Below are 16,807 nucleotides of genomic sequence, written 5' to 3' on the forward strand. Positions count from 1 at the left end.
CTATACCTACAGCTCAGTGTTCCTTCGATGACAGCCATGGAGTTCGACGATGAAGCTAGGATTAATGATCGGCACGGTGTGCATTGCCTCGATCGGGGTGGTGGGGTGTTCCAGCAAGGTCACGCAGCCGGACGAATACTCCGGCTTCCTCTCCGACTACAGCCAACTGAAGGAGGCCAAGTCGCCGTCGGGGGCGGAAGTGATGCGCTGGGTCGACCCCAACCTGAACCTGAGCCGCTATACCGCGGTGTACATCGAACCCACCCAGTTCTTCCCCAAGCCACAAGCCACCACCAAGATTCCTGAGAGCACCTTGCAGGGCATCAACACCTACTACAACCAGGCGCTCAAACGCGAGCTGGAAAAATCGCTGCCCCTGGCCAACGGGCCTGGCCCGGGCGTGATCGTGGTACGGGCGGCTATCACGGCAGTCAGCAGCAAGACCGAAAGCCTCAAACCGTATGAGTACATACCCGTCGCCCTGGTGGCCGCTGCGGTCAGCACCGGCACCGGGATTCGTGACCAGGAAACCACCCTGGGCACCGAAGCCCAATTCCTTGATGGCGACAGCGGCAAGGTGATTGCTCAGGTCGTGCGTAAGGGCACCGGCAAGCCGTTGTCGAACGACTCCCAGGTGATGAAAGCCGATGACGTGAAAAGCGTGATCGACGGCTGGGCTTCGGACCTGCATCAGTCGTATCTGAAGCTCAAACGCTGATGCACTGCGCCCGGGGTTCGCCCCCCGGGCCAACTGGGCGCTCAACTACTGGCCAATAAACCAGCGGTAATAAGGGTTGGTGCTGTCTTGTTGCAACACCGCCTGGATATCCCGGCCCCAGGCGGTGCGGTCGCCGGTATAGGCATGCAGGCTGGCGCGATAGAACTGCATCAGGCGTTGTTGTTCGCTGGCCAAGGTCCGCGTGAACGCCGGGTCTGCATTCAGTAACGGTGCCGGCACCCGCAAATCCAGGAGTACCGGGAGCACCCGGGCGATCTCTTTACTGCGCACCCAAGGTGCATATTCGATACGCGGTTGGTCATCGGTGACTGGCAACGCATTGCCTGCAAAACGCTCCAGGCCCTGGCGATCGGTGACCCAGGTGGCGAGCAGGGTTGCCGCCGAATCGATGCCCACGTCCCCCAGGGCGCTGCTGACGGTCGGTTGCTCAAAGCGCTGGCGAATCACCGTGGCATCCAGCGTGATGGGCTCCATGGAACCCACCAGCAGCATTTCATGGAACTCGCTGGTCCACAGGGTCGCGTACGGGAACACGTCGAGGAAGCTGCGTACCAGTGACTGCGAGTCTTCGATGTTTTGCGTCGGCAGCGGTAGCCATTGGGCCAGCAGGCCGTTTTTCTCCAGGCGCCGGGCGGCCAGTTGATAGAAGTCGCGGGAATACAGGTTGACCACGCCAGCCGCCGACGGCGGTGGTGGTTCGAGGGTGATCAGGTCGTACGCCTGCGGGTTGCGCAGCAACTCCTGGCGACCGTCCCGCAGGCGCACGTCGACGCCCGGATCACTGGCGGCATTGAAGTTGCCCTTGAACAACGGCGCCGCCTGGATCACCGATGGCAGCAACTCGGCGACCACCCGGTGTTCCAGCCCGGGATAACGCAGCAACGCCCCGGCGGTAATCCCGGTGCCAAAGCCGATTACCAGTGCAGAACGGGGTTCACCGTTATGGATCAGCAGCGGCAGCAGCGCCTGGATTCGCATATAGCGCAGAGACGGCATGGCGTCGCCGGTGTTGGACACACCCTGGATATACAGACGCTGAAAGCTGCGGGCACCCTGGCCCTGGCTGACCACAGCGACAGTGGCGCCACGACCTTCCTGATAAAACGCCAGGCTCGCATTACGTGCCCCGGGCAGCAGCTTGGCCAGGCGATCCACCGGGGTCAGCAGTGCCACCGCCAGTGACAGCAAGCCGAGGCCGACCACCGCCTGACGCCGGCCTTTCTTGACCCCGTGGCCACGGCGCACGGCAAAATAACCGACGACACCGGCGATCACCGCGAGCAGGCCCAAGGTACGTACCAGCCCGAGCCAGGGAATCAGCACAAAACCGCACAACATCACCCCGACAATCCCACCCAGGGTGTTGAACGCCACCACAGCGCCGACGTCCCTGCCCACATGCTCGCTGCCCACGCTCAAGCGCAGGGCCAGGGGAAACGCCGCGCCGAGCAACAGGGTTGGCACAAACACGATGCACAGGGCGGCCACCGCAAAGCGTGCGCTCATGCCCGGCAGTTCGGCGCCGCCCAGGCTCAGCACCAGAGCTTCGGCCTGGGTTTGCAGCAGCACCAGCCAGCGGCCCAGCAGGGCGATTTCCAGCAAGGCCACCAACCCGGCACCGGCGATCAACAGCCCGAACACGCCCCATGGATCACGGATGCGCTCGACCCGCCGTGCCATCAACTGGCTGCCGATAAACAGCCCCGCCAGGTAAGTGGCGAGCACCACGGCAAACGCATAGGTGCGGGTGCTCATGAACTGCACGATGGATTGCGACCACACCACCTCGTAACCCAAAGCCACGCCGCCGGCGATGGCGTACAGCACCAAGGCCAGGTGCGCCGGTTTTGCGCCGTGGGCATGGGTGATTACCGTGGTGGTGTGATGCCGCACATACAACAGCGCGCCGACGGCAGCCAGCAGGTTGAGGATCGCTGCCACCAGGGCACTGCCACGCACGCCGAAGGTGGCGATCAGCACAAAGGCGGTGAGCAAGGTGCCGGCAATTGCCCCGGCAGTGTTAGCGGCGTACAAGCGGCCACCAGCCTGGCCGAGGGTCTTGGGGTCGATGTCCAGCGAGCGCACCAGCACTGGCAAGGTGCCGCCCATCAACAGCGCCGGGATGCCCACCAGTACAAACGGCAGGACCCAGGCCAGCAGGCCGACCTGTTGTTCCAGCCAGGCAAACGGACTGGCGGCCATGCTCAGGGCGACAGTCGCGCCCACGCCGAGCACAGCGACGAGAATTTCGAGAATTGCATACAGCAGCAGCGGTCTCGACAGGCGATCCGCCCAGCGTCCGAACAGCAAGCCACCCAACGCCAAGCCGGCAAAAAACGCGCTGATGCCGGTGGTGATGGCGTACACCTCCACCCCGACGACCAACGACAGTTGCTTGATCCACAGCACCTGGTACACCAGGGCGGCCATACCGGAGATGAACAGGAGTAGGGCGGGAATCAGTGTGGTTGAGGTATGAGCCAGTGCAGCAGGTTTGCTGGCGGTGCGTGACGACATTGCAGATAGCCTTATGGAAATACCGATCAAAGTGTGGCGAGGGAGCTTGCTGTGGCGAGGGGGCTTGTCCCCCGTTGGGCCGCGAAGCGGCCCCCAAGCATGCGACGAGGAACTGACTGAAGCTCCGCGATCACCTTATTGGGGCTGCTGCGCAGCCCAASGGGGGACAASCCCCCTCGCCACAGAAAAGCCCTCAAGTTCGAGGGCAAGTGCTGCACTTGTTATTGCGCCGGGTTAGCCTTCATTTTTTCAGCAATCTTCTTGTCCACGGCTTCGCGGATCTGGTCGATGCTGAAGCTGGCCGGTTTCTGGCTCGGCGGGTACTCGATAAACGTCTCGAGGAACTTCGCCGATTTAGTCACCGCCACTGCACCCAGGTAGATGTTTTTGGTGCTCCAGTCGTAGTACTGGTCAGACACCACATCCGCCCGCTCATACGGGTCCATCCTCAGGTTGAAGATCTTCGGTACGCGCAGTTGCACGAACGGTTCGCTCCAGACCCGGAAACCACCCGGCTGGCGCTGTTCGGCGAACACCACTTTCCAGTTGTCGAAACGCACGGCTACCAGCACGCCATCGTCGTTGAAGTAGAAGAACTCGTTACGCGCGCCTTTGGGCTGTTGGCCGGTCAGGTACGGCAGTTGGTTGTAACCGTCCAGGTGCACCTTGAAGTTGGTGCCACCCGCCGTCGGGGCCCAGCCCTTGAGCAGCTTGTCTTTCACGTCCCCATCGCCAGCGGCGGCCAGCAGGGTAGGGAACCAGTCCATGCCCGAGACCATTTCGGTGGAAACTTCCCCAGGCTTGATCTTGCCCGGCCAGCGGATGATCGCCGGCACCCGGTAGGCACCTTCCCAGTTGGAGTCTTTCTCGTTGCGGAACGGCGTGGTTGCCGCGTCCGGCCACGAGAACTGGTTCGGCCCGTTGTCGGTGGTGTAGACGACGATGGTGTTGTCGGCGATTTTCAGGTCGTCGAGGGTTTGCAGGAGTTTGCCCACATCGGCGTCGTGCTCCAGCATGCCGTCGGCGTACTCGTTGCCGGGCATGCCGCTCTGGCCCTTCATCGAATCACGCACGTGGGTGAACACGTGCATGCGTGTGGTGTTCATCCACACGAAGAACGGCTTGTTGGCTTCGGCCTGCTTCTTGATGAACGCCTGCGCGGCGGCAGTGGTTTCGTCGTCGATGGTTTCCATGCGTTTGGCGGTCAACGCGCCGGTGTCTTCGATCTTTCCGTCGGCAAAACTGTGGATCACGCCGCGTGGGGTGTTGGCCTTGACGAACTCGGCATCATCCTTGGGCCAGTACGGGCGTTCCGGCTCTTCTTCGGCGTTGAGGTGGTACAGGTTGCCGAAGAACTCATCGAAGCCATGGTTGGTGGGCAAGTATTCATCCCGGTCACCCAGGTGGTTCTTGCCGAATTGCCCGGTGGAATAGCCCAGCCCTTTAAGCGCCTGGGCGATGGTGATATCGCGTTTTTGCAGACCCACCGGCGCGCCGGGGATACCCACCTTGGACAAGCCAGTGCGCAACGGCGTCTGGCCTGTGATAAAGGATGAGCGCCCGGCGGTGCAGCTGTTCTCCGCGTAGTAGTCGGTGAACAGCATGCCTTCCTTGGCGATGCGGTCGATATTCGGGGTTTTGTAACCCACCACGCCCATGGAATAGGCGCTGATGTTAGTTTGCCCAATGTCATCACCGAATATCACAAGGATATTCGGCTTTTCGGCGGCCCAGGCTGAAGCCGAGACCCCCATCACCGATACCGCCACCAGGGCGAGTTTCGGCAGCCACTTGCGTATGCGAGTCATATGACTTGCTCCTTTCTCGGCTTGAGTCGCGTTGCTTGCGACCAACGTTTATTACAGTCCATCGTGACGTCTTTTCTTATTGCACCTGCTGTTGCACAGCCGGCTCGAAAGGGTAGATGCGCTTCCACTCGGTCGCCATGTCCACCACGTTCCAGCCTTTTGTCTTTGCTTCGTCCAGCGCCTTGTCCAGGCGCCCGATCTGAGAATTGCGGTCATAGGCCCACTCGCGCTTGGCGTCGGTGTGGTGCACCAGGCCCATGAAACGTTTGCCGGAGCCTGCGGCTGTCCACTGGAGCATTTGCAGGTCGCCGTCGGAGTTGCCGAAGGCCAGGATCGGCCGGCGGCCAATGATCGAGTCGATGCTTTCCGGCTTGCCCGGGCCATCGTCGTTGTGGGCGAGCCTGGCGGTGCGCAGTACCTGCGGAGCACCGTCCTTGATCTGGAACGCGGTGACGAAGTTGGAGCCGATCACCTGTTCCGGTGGCACGCCATACACCACCTCGGCGAAGGCGCGCATGAACGCGGTATCCCCGCCGGAAACGATGTAGGTCTTGAATTGCTGGCTGCGCAGGTAGTCGAGCATCTCCAGCATCGGCTGGTAGATCATCTCGGTGTAGGGCTTGCCGGTCTTCGGGTGACGGGCCTGGGCGAGCCAGGTTTTGGCGTTATCGATAAAGGCGTCGGTGCTGATGCCGGTATGAGTCGCGCCGATGATTTTCAGCAGGCCTTCCATGCCGCTTTGGGCCAGGGCCTGGTGATCATTTTCGAGCACAGCCTTGAATGGCTGGGTGGTTTTCCAGTCGGGATGCTGGGGGGCCAGGCGCTTGATTTCGTCGAAGGCAAACAGCACCTCGAAGTAGGCCGGCTGTTCGGTCCACAGTGTGCCGTCGTTATCGAATACAGCGATGCGTTCAGCGGGTTTTACAAAGTCCATGGAGCCTTCCGTGGTGACGGCCTGGACGAACTCGATGATGTGCTTTTTGCTCGGCCCTTCGTTCCACGAGGGCAGCGGATCGGCGGCCAGGGCCGGCAAGCTCAACAGCAGCAGAAGGGGCAAGACGGAACGGAGGGACGTCATGGGAAATCCTTTTCGCGACGGGGGTTCAGTGGTAGCAAGCGTAGTCGACGAAACCACCAGCGCAATGCCCCGCAACCACGTCGCCACAGCGGCGGAATTCGTGGCCATATGCCATGTGCGAGGTACGTGGCCACCACCAACAACACCAACGCAGCGCCCCAAGCCAACCCGTGTTGCGACAACTGCCAGCGGCTGTGCTGGCCGAGTTGCTTGAGGTCTTCGGCGATGGAAAACGTCGGCGTGTAGGCGCTCGCTGCTTGTGCCTCGACGGTAACTTGCGGCACACGCGTCACTTGCAGCCGATGGTTGCGGCTGTCCCACCATTTCACGACGATAGCCGGCAGTTGGTAGCGACCGGCTTGCTCGACGCGGTACACCTGCCGGTCGATGCGTTGGCCGCCGCTGATGTTGCCGCGTCCATCATCCAGGTTGCTGATGACCGGCGACTGCGGATAACGGCGCAGGCCTTTTACCTGTGCCTGGTCGGGCGGCGGCAAGGACAGGCCGGGGGTGTTGTCGGCTTGCAGGGTGAGCGTGCGGGTGAGGGTGTCACCGACCTTGAGCGGTGTGGTGGTGACGGTCTGGGTCAGGCGCAAACCATCAGCCACCAATACCGTTTCCCCGGGTTCAAATCCCGGCGGTTGGGTGGCCTGGAAGTACAGCGGTGCTGTTTGCGCACTCAGAGGCGCGCTGGCCTGCCCGGGCTGGGCCTGCACAGTCAGCGGCGGAATATTGAAGGTCTGGGCCACGGCGGGCGTGATGCGGTAGCGGTAACGCATGCCGTAGAAGGTCTTGCCCTCGATCACCTGGTTCACGTGCTCGGACTCACTGTCCGGCGCCTGCACCCGTGCGCCGGGCAGTTGCAGCGGCGGCAGGCTGGCGGCGGCGGTGAACCAACTGTCGGTCAATACATCGACCTGCAATTGCAGTTGCTCGCCCACTACCACGTTGTTGCCAGGCACCAGTTGCGCCTGCACCCTCAATTGCGGTTCGGCCGCCCACAGCGGGCCTGCGATCAGCAGCAACAGCCAGCAGAGCCGGCTCATGGCTGGGCTCCCTGATCCTGGAGGCTGAACTTGCGGCGCAAGAAGTTCGCCGGTGACGTCGTCAGATTCTGCAACCACAGCGCATCGTTGCTTGCCTGCTCCGTCTGGATCGCCTTGCTCTTGCCCTTGCCGGCCGTCTTGTCGAACTTGACCGCATCGGGCTTCACCTCGGGGGCGTTATCCGAGGCGTTCTCCGTGTCTTTCTTCAGCGCCAGGGCGAGTGCCAGGTTGGCGCTGGCTTCGGGGAATTGTGGCTGTAGCTGCAATGCCTGCTGGTAGGCGGCAATGGCATCGTCGAACTTGAAGCGACGCACGTGGATATTGCCGCGGTAGAACGCGGCCTGTGCGGTGTCGAGTTGGGCAAAGGTCGCCAGGGCCAGGTCGTAATCGGCAGCGTTGTAGGCGGCAATGCCTTTCCAATACGGGTCGACAAACAGCGCGGCAGCGGCGGGGTAGTGATGGTGTTCGAAAGCCCAGCGGCCTTGTTGATCGCGAGTGAAGAACGCGTCGGTCAGCGCGTTGGCTTCGGCGGGCGCGGGTTGCAGGAATACCCCCAGCAGCAGCACCGCCATCCAGTTCAGGCTCCAGCCCCGGCGCACACTGAAAAACGCCAACAGCAACAGCGGCCAGCACAGCCAGTAACCGGCATCTTTCCATTGCAGGTTGCGCTGTTGTTCGTCGGCATTCTGGAAGTGCTGTTGGGCATGGAGTTCGACCCAGTCCAGGTCGTAATCGTTGAGGGTCAGGCTACCCAGTGGCGCATCAGTGGCCGACGCCAGTTGCTTCAAGGCGCCGGCATCGAAGTTCACGCCGACCGCCAGTACCAGCACCTGCAGCGGGCTGTCCGCCAAGTGTTGTTTGAGCTGTGGCAGCTGTGCCGGATCGACGCCGTCGGTGACCAGCAACAGCGTGCCAGGGGCTTTTTCGGCCGCCAGCAAACGCTTGGCCTGGTCGATCACTCCGGCGACATCCCGCCCGGGCTTGCTGATCAGGTCGGTGGCCAGGGCCTGGATAAAACTGTCGAGCAATGCCGGGTCGTCCGTTGGTGGCAATACCAGATGCGCGCTGCCGGCATACACGATCAACCCAGTACGCGCGCCCTGGCGACGCTGTACCAGGTCCTGCAATTTGTGCTTGGTGGCTTGCAGGCGGGTAGGCGGCACGTCAGCGGTGTCCATCGACGGCGACAGGTCGAGGGCGATGATCAGCGGCGCGCGATTCTCCAGGAAGTCGGGCCGGTCCTGTTCCCAAGTGGGCCCGGCACTGGCCAGTGCGCCGAGAATCAGCAAGGCGCTGACCAGATGCACCGGCCGCAGGCGATGAGGGTCGGTCGGGGTCAGCAGTAAATGCGGCAACAAGTGCGGGGCGATATTGCCCCTCAAGCGTCGTTGCAGGTCCTTGCTGCGGCGCCACAACAGTGGCAGCAACAGGCCAAGCAACCCAAGCAGTAGCCAGACCGGGCGCAGGAAGTGGAAGTCACTGAGGTTGAACTCCATCGCGGACCTCCCGATGGCGCAGTCCCAAGTGCGGCCACAACGCGGCGATCAGGTGATACAGCGCGAGCAGGCCGATGGCGGCCGTCAGTGGCATCCAGAACAGATCACGCTTGGGCTGGTGGCTGAGGGTTTTCACCTGATGCGGGGTGATCTGGTCGAGGGTGGCGTAGACCTGGTCCAGGGTGTCGCGGTTCTCCGCCCGGAAATACCGCCCGCCGGTGGCTTCGGCAATCTGTTGCAGCGCGCTCAGGTTGACCTTTGACTCACCTGAAGCGCCCGGGTCGCCAATGCCGATGGTATGAATCACCACGCCCTTGGCCGCTGCCATGGACGCCGCATGGTCGGGCGGGATCGCACTGCTGGTGTCGTTGCCGTCGGTGAGCAGGATCAGCACTTTCTCTTGTTCATGGGCCTGGTCCAGCAGCTTCAGGCTCAGGCCAATGGCATCGCCAATCGCGGTGTTGGGCCCGGCCATGCCGATGCCGCTGTCATCCAGCAGCAGCGACAGGCTGGCGTGGTCCAGGGTCAATGGCGCCTGGGGATAGGCGCCGCTGCCAAACAGGATCAGGCCGATACGGTCGTCCTTGCGGCGCTGGATAAAGCCATGCACCACCTGTTTGACGGCGGCCAGGCGGTTGATCTTCTGGCCGTTGGTGTCGGTAAAGTCCTGGGTTTCCATGGACTGTGAGATGTCGATGGCCAGCATCAAGTCCCGCACCGGCTGTTGGCGCTCGATGGGTTTTTCGATCCACACCGGGCGGGCAATGGCCAGTACCAACAATGCCCACACCAGCAGGTTGAGCAGCAGTTGCAGGCGGTTGCTGCGAATGCCGCTTGCCTTCGGCGTCTGGCCCACGGCCCGGCTGAGGCTGGCGAAAAACGGCACGCGCACGGCGCTGCGGGCTTCACGGTATTCCGGCAGGTAACGGTAGGCCAGCCACGGCAGCGGCAGCAAAAGCAGCAGCCAGGAATAATCAAGCTGCCACATGGTGATGCTCCACCCAGGCTTTGCACTGGGCCAACAGCTGTTCGCGTTGCGCGCTGGAAACATTCACCGAACCATACGCAAGGCTTGCCAGTTGGTGGCTGAAGTCCTCCGGCAGCGGGGCCTTGGCATGGCGCAGCAGGAACGCCTGCCAGTCGGCGCCACTCAAGGTTGGCACGCGCTGGCGCTCCTCCGGCGCAAGCGGCATCGACAGCGCCACACGCTTGAGCAATTCGGGCAATTCGCGCAGGTCTTCCAGCGCGTTGAGGCGCGCCAAGGCTTCGCGGCGATAGGCATTGCGCCGCCAGCGCAGCCAGGCGCGGATGCCCAGCACCAGCAAGGCAATCGCGAGTGACCCCAGCAGCGCCCACCAACCCCAGCTCTGTGGCCAATAGCTGACCGGCGCAGGGAGGCCCAACTCCTTGAGTTGCTCGATACTCGGCACATTGGGGTTCATCGCCGCGCTCCATTGCGCCGGCCCAGTTCATCACGCAGCTGGTCAACTGCGGGCAGCGCCGTGCTGACCATCAACAAAGGCACTTGGCTGCGGCGCAGCAGACTGGCGACGTCCTTGAGCCGTCCGCCAAGAAAGTCGCCCAAGGGCTGGCGCACCTGGCGTTTCTGTACGGCCAGCTCGACCTGTAGTTGACCTTGGGTAACCATCAAATGCCCGCTGTCGGGCACGTTCAGTGCCAGCGGGTCATAGACTTGCAGGGCGATCACATCGTTGTGGGCCGACAGTTGCCGCATCAATTGCAGAGTGCGATCACCGGCCCCGGCGAAGTCACTGACAATGCAGATCAGGTGGTCATGCCCGGCCAGCGCCAGGCATTGTTGCAGCACCTTGTCGAGCTGGCCGTCAGCTTCATGGTCCGGATTACTCGCATTCAGCGCGGCGTTTTGTTCGACGATCCGGCTGCACAGAATTTCGACGCGCTTGCGGCTGCGCAACGGCGCCACGCTGTCGATACGCTCATCGTTGAACACCACCCCGCCGACCCGGTCGCCGGCGTTGAACACCATCCACGCGGCCAGCGCACCCAACTCGGCGGCGACGGCAGATTTGAAGCTGCGCACCGAGCCGAAGAACATCGACATGCGTTGGTCGACCACAATCAGCGCCGGGCGGTCGCGCTCTTCGGTAAAGGTGCGGATCACCGGTTTGCCGGTGCGCAGGGAAGCGCGCCAGTCCAGGTGGCGTAGATCATCGCCGGGCTGATAGCGGCGCAGTTCGTCGAAGTTCAGGCCGCGCCCGCGAAGTCGCGAGGCATGGTTGCCGGCGAGAATGCTGCCCTGGGGCTGGCGCGCGACAAAGCTCAGGCCGCGGGCCTGGAACTGCAGGGCCATCAACTGCCCCAGGGACACATAGACCAGGCCGTCGGTGCTCATGCCGGGATCGCCACTTTGTCCAGCAGGCGGTCCAGCACCTGGTCGGCGCTGACACCATCGGCCACCGCGTCGTAGCTCAATTGCAGGCGATGACGCAGTACCGGATGCGCCACGGTGCGCACGTTGTCCGGGGTCACAAAGGTCTGACCCTGCAACCAGGCATCGGCACGGGCTGCGCGGTCCAGGCCGATGCCCCCACGGGGACTGGCGCCAAGGCTGATCCAACGCGCCAGGTCGGCGTCGTAGTCGCCGGGATGGCGGGTGGCGTTGATCAGGTCGATCAGGTAGCGGTCGATCGCGGGGGACACCTGGATCGCGCTGACTTCCTTGCGGGCAGCGAAGATCACCTCGGGGGCGAGGCTGAAGCCCTGGGTGGCCGCCGTGGCTGCATGCTGCTCTTCTTCACGCAGAAGGCGCAGCACCTGGCTTTCGTTTTCGGCACTGGGGTAATCCAGCAGGACTTTCATCAGGAATCGGTCCATCTGCGCTTCAGGCAGTGGGTAAGTGCCTTCCTGTTCGATGGGGTTCTGGGTGGCGACCACAATAAACAGCTCGGGCAGCGGATGGCTGGCGCCGGCCACGGTGATCTGGCGCTCTTCCATGGCTTCGAGCAAGGCCGCCTGGACCTTGGCCGGGGCGCGGTTGATTTCGTCCGCAAGGATCAGGTTGCCGAACAGAGGGCCTGGCTGGAAGCGGATCTGGTTCTGGCCGTCCACCTGGTGCAGCACCTCGGCGCCGGTGATGTCCGAGGGCAGCAGGTCGGGAGTGAACTGGATACGGCTCATCTTCGCATCCAGGTGCCGGGCCAGGGCCTTGACCGTGCGAGTCTTCGCCAGCCCCGGCAAGCTTTCCAGCAGCAAGTGACCGTTGGCCAGCAGGCCGATGAGCATCTGCCGAATCACCTGGTCCTGGCCCAGCACGCTTTCGGCAATGCTGGCTTGCAGGGCAGTTAAATCGTTGAGCGCTGTCATCACAATCTTCCTTGAAACAGTGGGTCACCAGGGTGCGGCAACCACGATGTACTGCACGGTACTGCCGACGTATTGCGGCTGGTACCACGTGGGCCCGCAATGTTGGTAGGCCACGCCATTGGCGATCACCGAGACGCAATCCACGGGCACCGTGGTGACGCGTGTCCCGATCGCGAGGATGGTCGCCGTGGTCGCGCCGATGACGGCGGCGGTAGCCCACGGGTGGTACCAGTCATCTCCGTGGGGCGGCGGAGGCGGTGGTGGAGGAGGCGGCATCGGGTACGGATGCGGCCCCGGTTGTGGTCCGGGTCCCGGATAGGGATGAGGGCCAGGTTGTGGCCCTGGATACGGATGCGGACCAGGCTCGGGGTGCGGCCCTGGCTGAGGATGGGGCTGCGGGTGCGGCTCCGGGTGTGGTGGCATCGGACGGGGTGCGGGCATGGGGTGCGGCGCCGGCATAGGAGGACGGTAACCACCACCGCCACCATGGGGCACCACAAACGTCCGTGCACCACCGCCGCCTCGCAGTTGCCAGGCTTGGGCGGTAACCGGATCGAACAGCGTCAGCAGCAAACTCGCGGTCAGCACCGCCGCTGTGCTTTTCATGGCTGTTCTCCCTGAGGCTCCAACTGTTGCAGGGGCACCGCGCGGGCGCCGGCCGGTGGGGTGAACTCAAAGTCGGCAGGCTTGGGCGAGCTGTTGAGTTGCCACAAGTAGTTGACGCTGTGCCTTGGGTGTTCGGCGGTGTCGCGACGGCTGATCACCAGTCGGCAGGGCAGCGGCTGCGAGCCTTGGCGAATCCACAACTGCCAGTCGATGTCCGGCTGGCGGTAGGCGTAGTGGGTGCAGGTCTGGCCGTCGATGGTTTCGCTGCCGATCAGCACGGCGTTGCTGATGCCCACCTCCTTGGCGGTGCCGGGGTTCCAGCGGAACAGGTCGGCCAGCGGCAACTCGATGCCGTAACGTTCGCTCAACTGATCAAGCAACCCGCCGATATTGGCCGGCGCAGCCTGGTTGGCGAAGTAGCCGCTGCGACTGTCGTAGAGGGTGAAGCTTTTGCCGTTGTAGAACAGGCTGCGGCGCTCACCGTCGCTTTCCACCGAGACTTGCAGCTTGTCTGGCTGCATCGCCGCGAGGCGGGTCTGGTGGCTGAATTCGATGGTCTGGCCGTTATCCAGCACCTGGTCAGTGTGGCTGTGGGCGTCGATGCGGAACTGCTGCAGGCTGCGCAGGTAACCGCCCATCTGTTCCAGGGCGGTCAGGGCCTTGGGTTCGAGTTCATCGGCCCAGGCCGTGGTGCTGGCGCTGAATATCAGGCCGATCAACAAAACGCGTGTGCAATGAAAACTGCGCATGGCGCACCTCGTTCAAAGCATGAAAGTCGGGATTACCGGGATAAACGACAGGCGGAAATTCCAGCGGCTGCTGATCAGGTCGTCGGCGTGGATCACCGAGTACTGCACCTCACCGGAAATGCGCACCGGTAGCTTGCCGAAGTACACAATCCGTCCGGCACCGAGGCCGATAGGGAAGTTGACCTTGTTGCCGCCTTCGGCTTTCCAGTTGACGGTGACGTTGGGCGTCATGCCCACCCGCCACTGGCTGGGGCCGGGAATGTTGCGCTGGATGAAGTACTGGATATTGGTCAGGCTGACGTCTTTGCGCCGGGCATCACCGCCCACCGACCACCAGTGCTGGGGGAACACTCCCAGGGTCCAGTCTTCTCCGAGGTAGGCGGCGACGAATGCCGGGCCCAGGGAATACTTGCCGGTGCCCAGCACGTCTTTTTCAGCGGTGGGGAACATCGCCGTCGGACCGAAGCCCCAAACCATTTTCCCGCCATTGGCAAAGCGGATCGGTTGCTTGGGCGAGAACACGCCCACATAAGCCAGGTCGCCAAACCCCGAGGTGCGGTCGAAAGGATCGTTGACCACCGACGGGAAATCCCGGTCGGTCAGCACACCAGAAGGACTCATGCCAGCCAGGCCGCCGGCCTTCTGATTGATCGGTGCGCTGACGTAGCTGATGGGCAGGCGGTTGATCAGGTTCCAGTCTTCACCGAGGGAAATCGGGAAGGTGGGCATGAAGCTGTATTTGCCCAGGTAGCGAGTGCCGTTGCTGTGGGGCCCCTTGAGCGCGCTGTAGTCGAACTGGTTGAACAGCAGCACCAGGTTGCCCACCGGGTTGTCCATCAGCTTGGCGATCTGCTCGGTCGAGGGCTCGCAGCCGGCCTTGACCACTTGCTTGAGGTCGATATCAAAGTCTTGTTGCAGGCGGTGGCAGGTCTCGGCATCGGCCTTGGCGACCGGGCTGGCGCGGGTGCCCAGGTCCGGCAGATTGGCGGCAGATACGCCAACACTGCTGAACAAACCTGCACACAGGGCGGCACAGCGCACGCTGTTCACCAGACATACTGCAGGCGGAAGGTCCAGGTGTTCACGTCGGGTGAGCCGGTGCGCTCGGAGACCGTGTCGTTATAGGCGATCAGGCCGCCAAACTGGGGTGACAACATAAAACCCAGGCTGGCGCCCAGCAGGCCGTTTTCCTGTTTGTTGTCTTGCCAGTCGCCATCGATCTTGCTTTCGCCGCCGCGGTTGTAGGTGGCGTCCAGTGAAACCCAGAGCGCGCGGTTGATGGTGTAGCTGTAGTGACCCTCGATGGCGTACAGCGGCTTTTGTTCCAGCTTGCTGTCGCCGTGGTAGTCCTTGTTGTCGCCGAACAGCGACACGTAGGTGTTGATCTCCAGCCAGGTCGGGCCAATCGGGGTGCCGAAGCCCAGTTCGGGCTTGAACACCCAGCGGTTGGAGCCGATGTTGATGATGCGGTCTTTATCGTAATCACCGGTGGGCATGGTCACCCACAGCGCGCCGGTGAGGAACGTCTCGGGTTTCCAGCTGGCGAACTCCTCGGCGGTCAGTGCCGGGCCACCAAAGATGTTATGGGCGAACACAATCTGCGTGTCGCCCATACCACCGTTGCGCTTGGTACCGCTGAAAAACTGGGCGTTGTCGAACGACGCCGAAACGTCGGCGTAAGGCTGGATAAACTGGATGGCGCTGTTGCGCCCGTCGATGCCGAATGAACGGGCGTAACGGAACAGATAGAGGTCGGCGTCCAACGACAGGCCGTTGATTGGCAATGTCGTGTCGATCGGGGTGTTGGTGTCGACCCGATTGTAGTAGCCGAACACCATGTTCAGGTCCGTCGGGGAGTTTTGCCAATCCCTGGCATTGTCGGCAAACCCTATCCCTGGCATCAGTGCCAGTGTGGCGGCGGTAAACGCACTCAGTTGACTACGTGAAACCATGGCTCTACTCCTTGTAAATGCCTGATGTCAGGGTGCAGCGGTGCTACTTGATCAGGCGTTATTTGATCGGTGTGAGCGGTGGCAGCTTCCATTGGCCATTGCCCACTTCGGGCTTGGGCAGGTAAATGCGCAATACGGCATAGAACGGGCCGGGCGGTGCGGGCAGCCAGTTGCTTTGTTCGGCTTTCGGTGGCTCGTGGTGCGCCACCAGCAGCGTCAGGCCGCCATCGGCGTCGAGCTTGAAGTTGGGCAACATCCGCGAGTTGAGCAGGTAGCGCTTCTTCAGGTTCGGCACCAGCAGCTTGGTCTTGGCGTCGTACATGGTCAGCGACCAGAACGCATCCGCCGGTGGCAACTGGTCCTTGGCGAAGTGCACGGTGTAACTGTGGCGCGCGCCGTTGGCCGGTTTGCCTTCGCTGTCGACGAAGTAGCTCAGGTAGGCGGCCTCATCCGTCGAGTTGCCGAAGATCCCCAGGTTGGCGCCCACGTAGCGATACAGATAATTGTTGTTCAGATGGTCTCGCGAGCCGAAGAAATCGCCACTGGCCACTTGGTGAGTGTCGATCTTGTCCTTCTTGAACGCTGCAAACTCAGCCTTGCCATCAGCAATCCCGTCTTCCAGGGCCTTGCGTTGTTCAACCGTCAGGGCCTTGAGGTCAAACGGTTTGCCGGCCTCGACGCCGATCTTGGCAAAACGCGCGAGCACCTCTTTTTCACTGTCCTGAGGCGCCGCATAGCCCAGCATGAAGTTCAGGTAGCGGAACAGGTGCACGCTGTCGCTCATGTTGGGGGTTGGCTTGGGCCAGGCGATTTTCGGCGGCTTGATCGGTTTCGGCTGGTTCACATAGTTGCTGAGGGTCTGGACCTTGTAGCCGCCCTGGATCTGCTTGACCTTGGCGAGGTCCTTGTCATCGAACAATTGGGTGCGGTACAGGGCGTAGGCGATGTTGCTTTCGCTGTACACCACGCGGTCGACATTGGGGGGCTGCTGACCTTTCCAGTCAGGGCCGGCGATCATGTAGTGGCCGCCGTTGTTGCCGGTGCTGCGGGTGCCCAGGTAGCCGAAGTTCTGGGTGTAGAGGTCGATCAACTGCACCGAGTAGTAGCGGTTGTCTTCGATCTTCGGCAGGGTCAGTACTACCGGCTCGGCGCGCAGGTCCAGCCAGACAAAGGAGTAGGGCGTGTCCGAATTCGGTGTAATGAACGCAGTGTCCTTGGGCGTGAACACTTGCGCGGTGTTGCCGATATGGTTGAACGGCGCCTTGAAGTTCGGCCCGGTCTTGTCAACGGCCTGGGTGTAGAGGGTCTTGTACATCTCCACCACCGGGAAGCCATACAGGTAAGCCTCCTTGGCGATGGCCCGGGCTTCACTCGGCGTGGCGGTGAAATCGGCCCAGGCGCCGGTACTCATGAGAATCGAGAGGCTCGCCAACAGCAGGCGCGTCGGTGTTCGAATCATGTTGTTGCGTCC

The 16,807-nt window shown here is 62.4% G+C and carries 16 protein-coding genes and 1 tRNA gene; 3 read left to right on the plus strand and 14 right to left on the minus strand.

Annotated elements, in window-relative coordinates:
- Nucleotides 1-49 precede the first annotated feature (49 nt).
- A complete protein-coding gene (locus tag AU074_RS02755) occupies nt 50-718 on the plus strand; it encodes a DUF3313 domain-containing protein (RefSeq protein ID WP_076013390.1) in 669 nt (222 codons plus the stop codon).
- A 45-nt stretch (nt 719-763) separates the two neighbouring features.
- On the opposite strand, the gene AU074_RS02760 is transcribed toward AU074_RS02755, so the two are convergent.
- The 4 genes from AU074_RS02760 to AU074_RS34005 all read right to left on the minus strand — a co-directional run bounded on the left by AU074_RS02760 (nt 764) and on the right by AU074_RS34005 (nt 6,738).
- Complete coding sequence (locus tag AU074_RS02760; protein ID WP_076013391.1) at nt 764-3,256, minus strand: fused MFS/spermidine synthase; 2,493 nt, start codon at nt 3,254-3,256, stop codon at nt 764-766.
- 221 nt (nt 3,257-3,477) lie between these two features.
- On the minus strand, nt 3,478-5,064 hold the full coding sequence (locus AU074_RS02765) for an arylsulfatase (protein ID WP_076013392.1): 1,587 nt from the start codon (nt 5,062-5,064) through the stop codon (nt 3,478-3,480).
- 76 nt (nt 5,065-5,140) lie between these two features.
- Nucleotides 5,141-6,142: an HAD family phosphatase gene (locus tag AU074_RS02770; protein ID WP_076013393.1), complete on the minus strand. Its 1,002-nt coding sequence runs from the start codon at nt 6,140-6,142 to the stop codon at nt 5,141-5,143.
- Entirely contained in the window at nt 6,139-6,738 is a 600-nt protein-coding gene (locus AU074_RS34005; protein ID WP_159442621.1) for a BatD family protein, read from the minus strand. Before AU074_RS34005 ends, AU074_RS02770 begins: the two co-directional genes overlap by 4 nt.
- Here AU074_RS34005 and AU074_RS34010 point away from each other — a divergent pair.
- Nucleotides 6,695-6,788: transfer RNA gene (locus tag AU074_RS34010), tRNA-OTHER, on the plus strand. The genes AU074_RS34005 and AU074_RS34010 overlap by 44 nt on opposite strands.
- A gap of 25 nt (nt 6,789-6,813) precedes the next feature.
- Nucleotides 6,814-7,203 (plus strand): hypothetical protein, encoded by a 390-nt coding sequence (locus tag AU074_RS34015; protein WP_159442622.1) that lies wholly within the window; start codon nt 6,814-6,816, stop codon nt 7,201-7,203.
- Here the strand turns inward: AU074_RS34015 and AU074_RS02780 are convergent.
- Genes AU074_RS02780 through AU074_RS02825 form a run of 10 tightly spaced genes read right to left on the minus strand, consistent with a single transcriptional unit; the run spans nt 7,185 to nt 16,795 of the window.
- Nucleotides 7,185-8,684 carry a VWA domain-containing protein gene (locus tag AU074_RS02780; protein ID WP_076013395.1) on the minus strand — a complete coding sequence of 500 codons (1,500 nt, stop codon included), beginning with the start codon at nt 8,682-8,684 and terminating at the stop codon, nt 7,185-7,187. The two genes, AU074_RS34015 and AU074_RS02780, sit on opposite strands and share 19 nt — an antisense overlap.
- Nucleotides 8,665-9,672, minus strand: a complete 1,008-nt coding sequence (locus AU074_RS02785; RefSeq protein ID WP_076013396.1) for a VWA domain-containing protein — start codon at nt 9,670-9,672, stop codon at nt 8,665-8,667. The genes AU074_RS02780 and AU074_RS02785 overlap by 20 nt, the downstream gene beginning before the upstream one ends.
- Nucleotides 9,659-10,126 carry a DUF4381 domain-containing protein gene (locus tag AU074_RS02790; RefSeq protein ID WP_076013397.1) on the minus strand — a complete coding sequence of 156 codons (468 nt, stop codon included), beginning with the start codon at nt 10,124-10,126 and terminating at the stop codon, nt 9,659-9,661. The genes AU074_RS02785 and AU074_RS02790 overlap by 14 nt, the downstream gene beginning before the upstream one ends.
- Entirely contained in the window at nt 10,123-11,058 is a 936-nt protein-coding gene (locus tag AU074_RS02795) for a DUF58 domain-containing protein (RefSeq protein WP_076013398.1), read from the minus strand. The genes AU074_RS02790 and AU074_RS02795 overlap by 4 nt, the downstream gene beginning before the upstream one ends.
- Nucleotides 11,055-12,029 (minus strand): MoxR family ATPase, encoded by a 975-nt coding sequence (locus AU074_RS02800; RefSeq protein WP_076013399.1) that lies wholly within the window; start codon nt 12,027-12,029, stop codon nt 11,055-11,057. The genes AU074_RS02795 and AU074_RS02800 overlap by 4 nt, the downstream gene beginning before the upstream one ends.
- Nucleotides 12,030-12,053: 24 nt before the next feature.
- Nucleotides 12,054-12,635 (minus strand): hypothetical protein, encoded by a 582-nt coding sequence (locus tag AU074_RS34020; RefSeq protein ID WP_076013400.1) that lies wholly within the window; start codon nt 12,633-12,635, stop codon nt 12,054-12,056.
- Complete coding sequence (locus tag AU074_RS02810; RefSeq protein WP_076013401.1) at nt 12,632-13,384, minus strand: DUF2092 domain-containing protein; 753 nt, start codon at nt 13,382-13,384, stop codon at nt 12,632-12,634. Before AU074_RS02810 ends, AU074_RS34020 begins: the two co-directional genes overlap by 4 nt.
- A gap of 12 nt (nt 13,385-13,396) precedes the next feature.
- A complete protein-coding gene (locus AU074_RS02815) occupies nt 13,397-14,434 on the minus strand; it encodes a transporter (RefSeq protein WP_143503526.1) in 1,038 nt (345 codons plus the stop codon).
- Nucleotides 14,431-15,336, minus strand: a complete 906-nt coding sequence (locus tag AU074_RS02820; RefSeq protein ID WP_076013403.1) for a transporter — start codon at nt 15,334-15,336, stop codon at nt 14,431-14,433. The genes AU074_RS02815 and AU074_RS02820 overlap by 4 nt, the downstream gene beginning before the upstream one ends.
- A gap of 58 nt (nt 15,337-15,394) precedes the next feature.
- A complete protein-coding gene (locus tag AU074_RS02825) occupies nt 15,395-16,795 on the minus strand; it encodes a DUF1254 domain-containing protein (protein ID WP_076013404.1) in 1,401 nt (466 codons plus the stop codon).
- Between the last annotated feature and the right edge of the window lie 12 nt (nt 16,796-16,807).

It is taken from the genome of Pseudomonas sp. ATCC PTA-122608, from assembly GCF_001952855.1.
Classification (GTDB): Bacteria; Pseudomonadota; Gammaproteobacteria; order Pseudomonadales; family Pseudomonadaceae; genus Aquipseudomonas.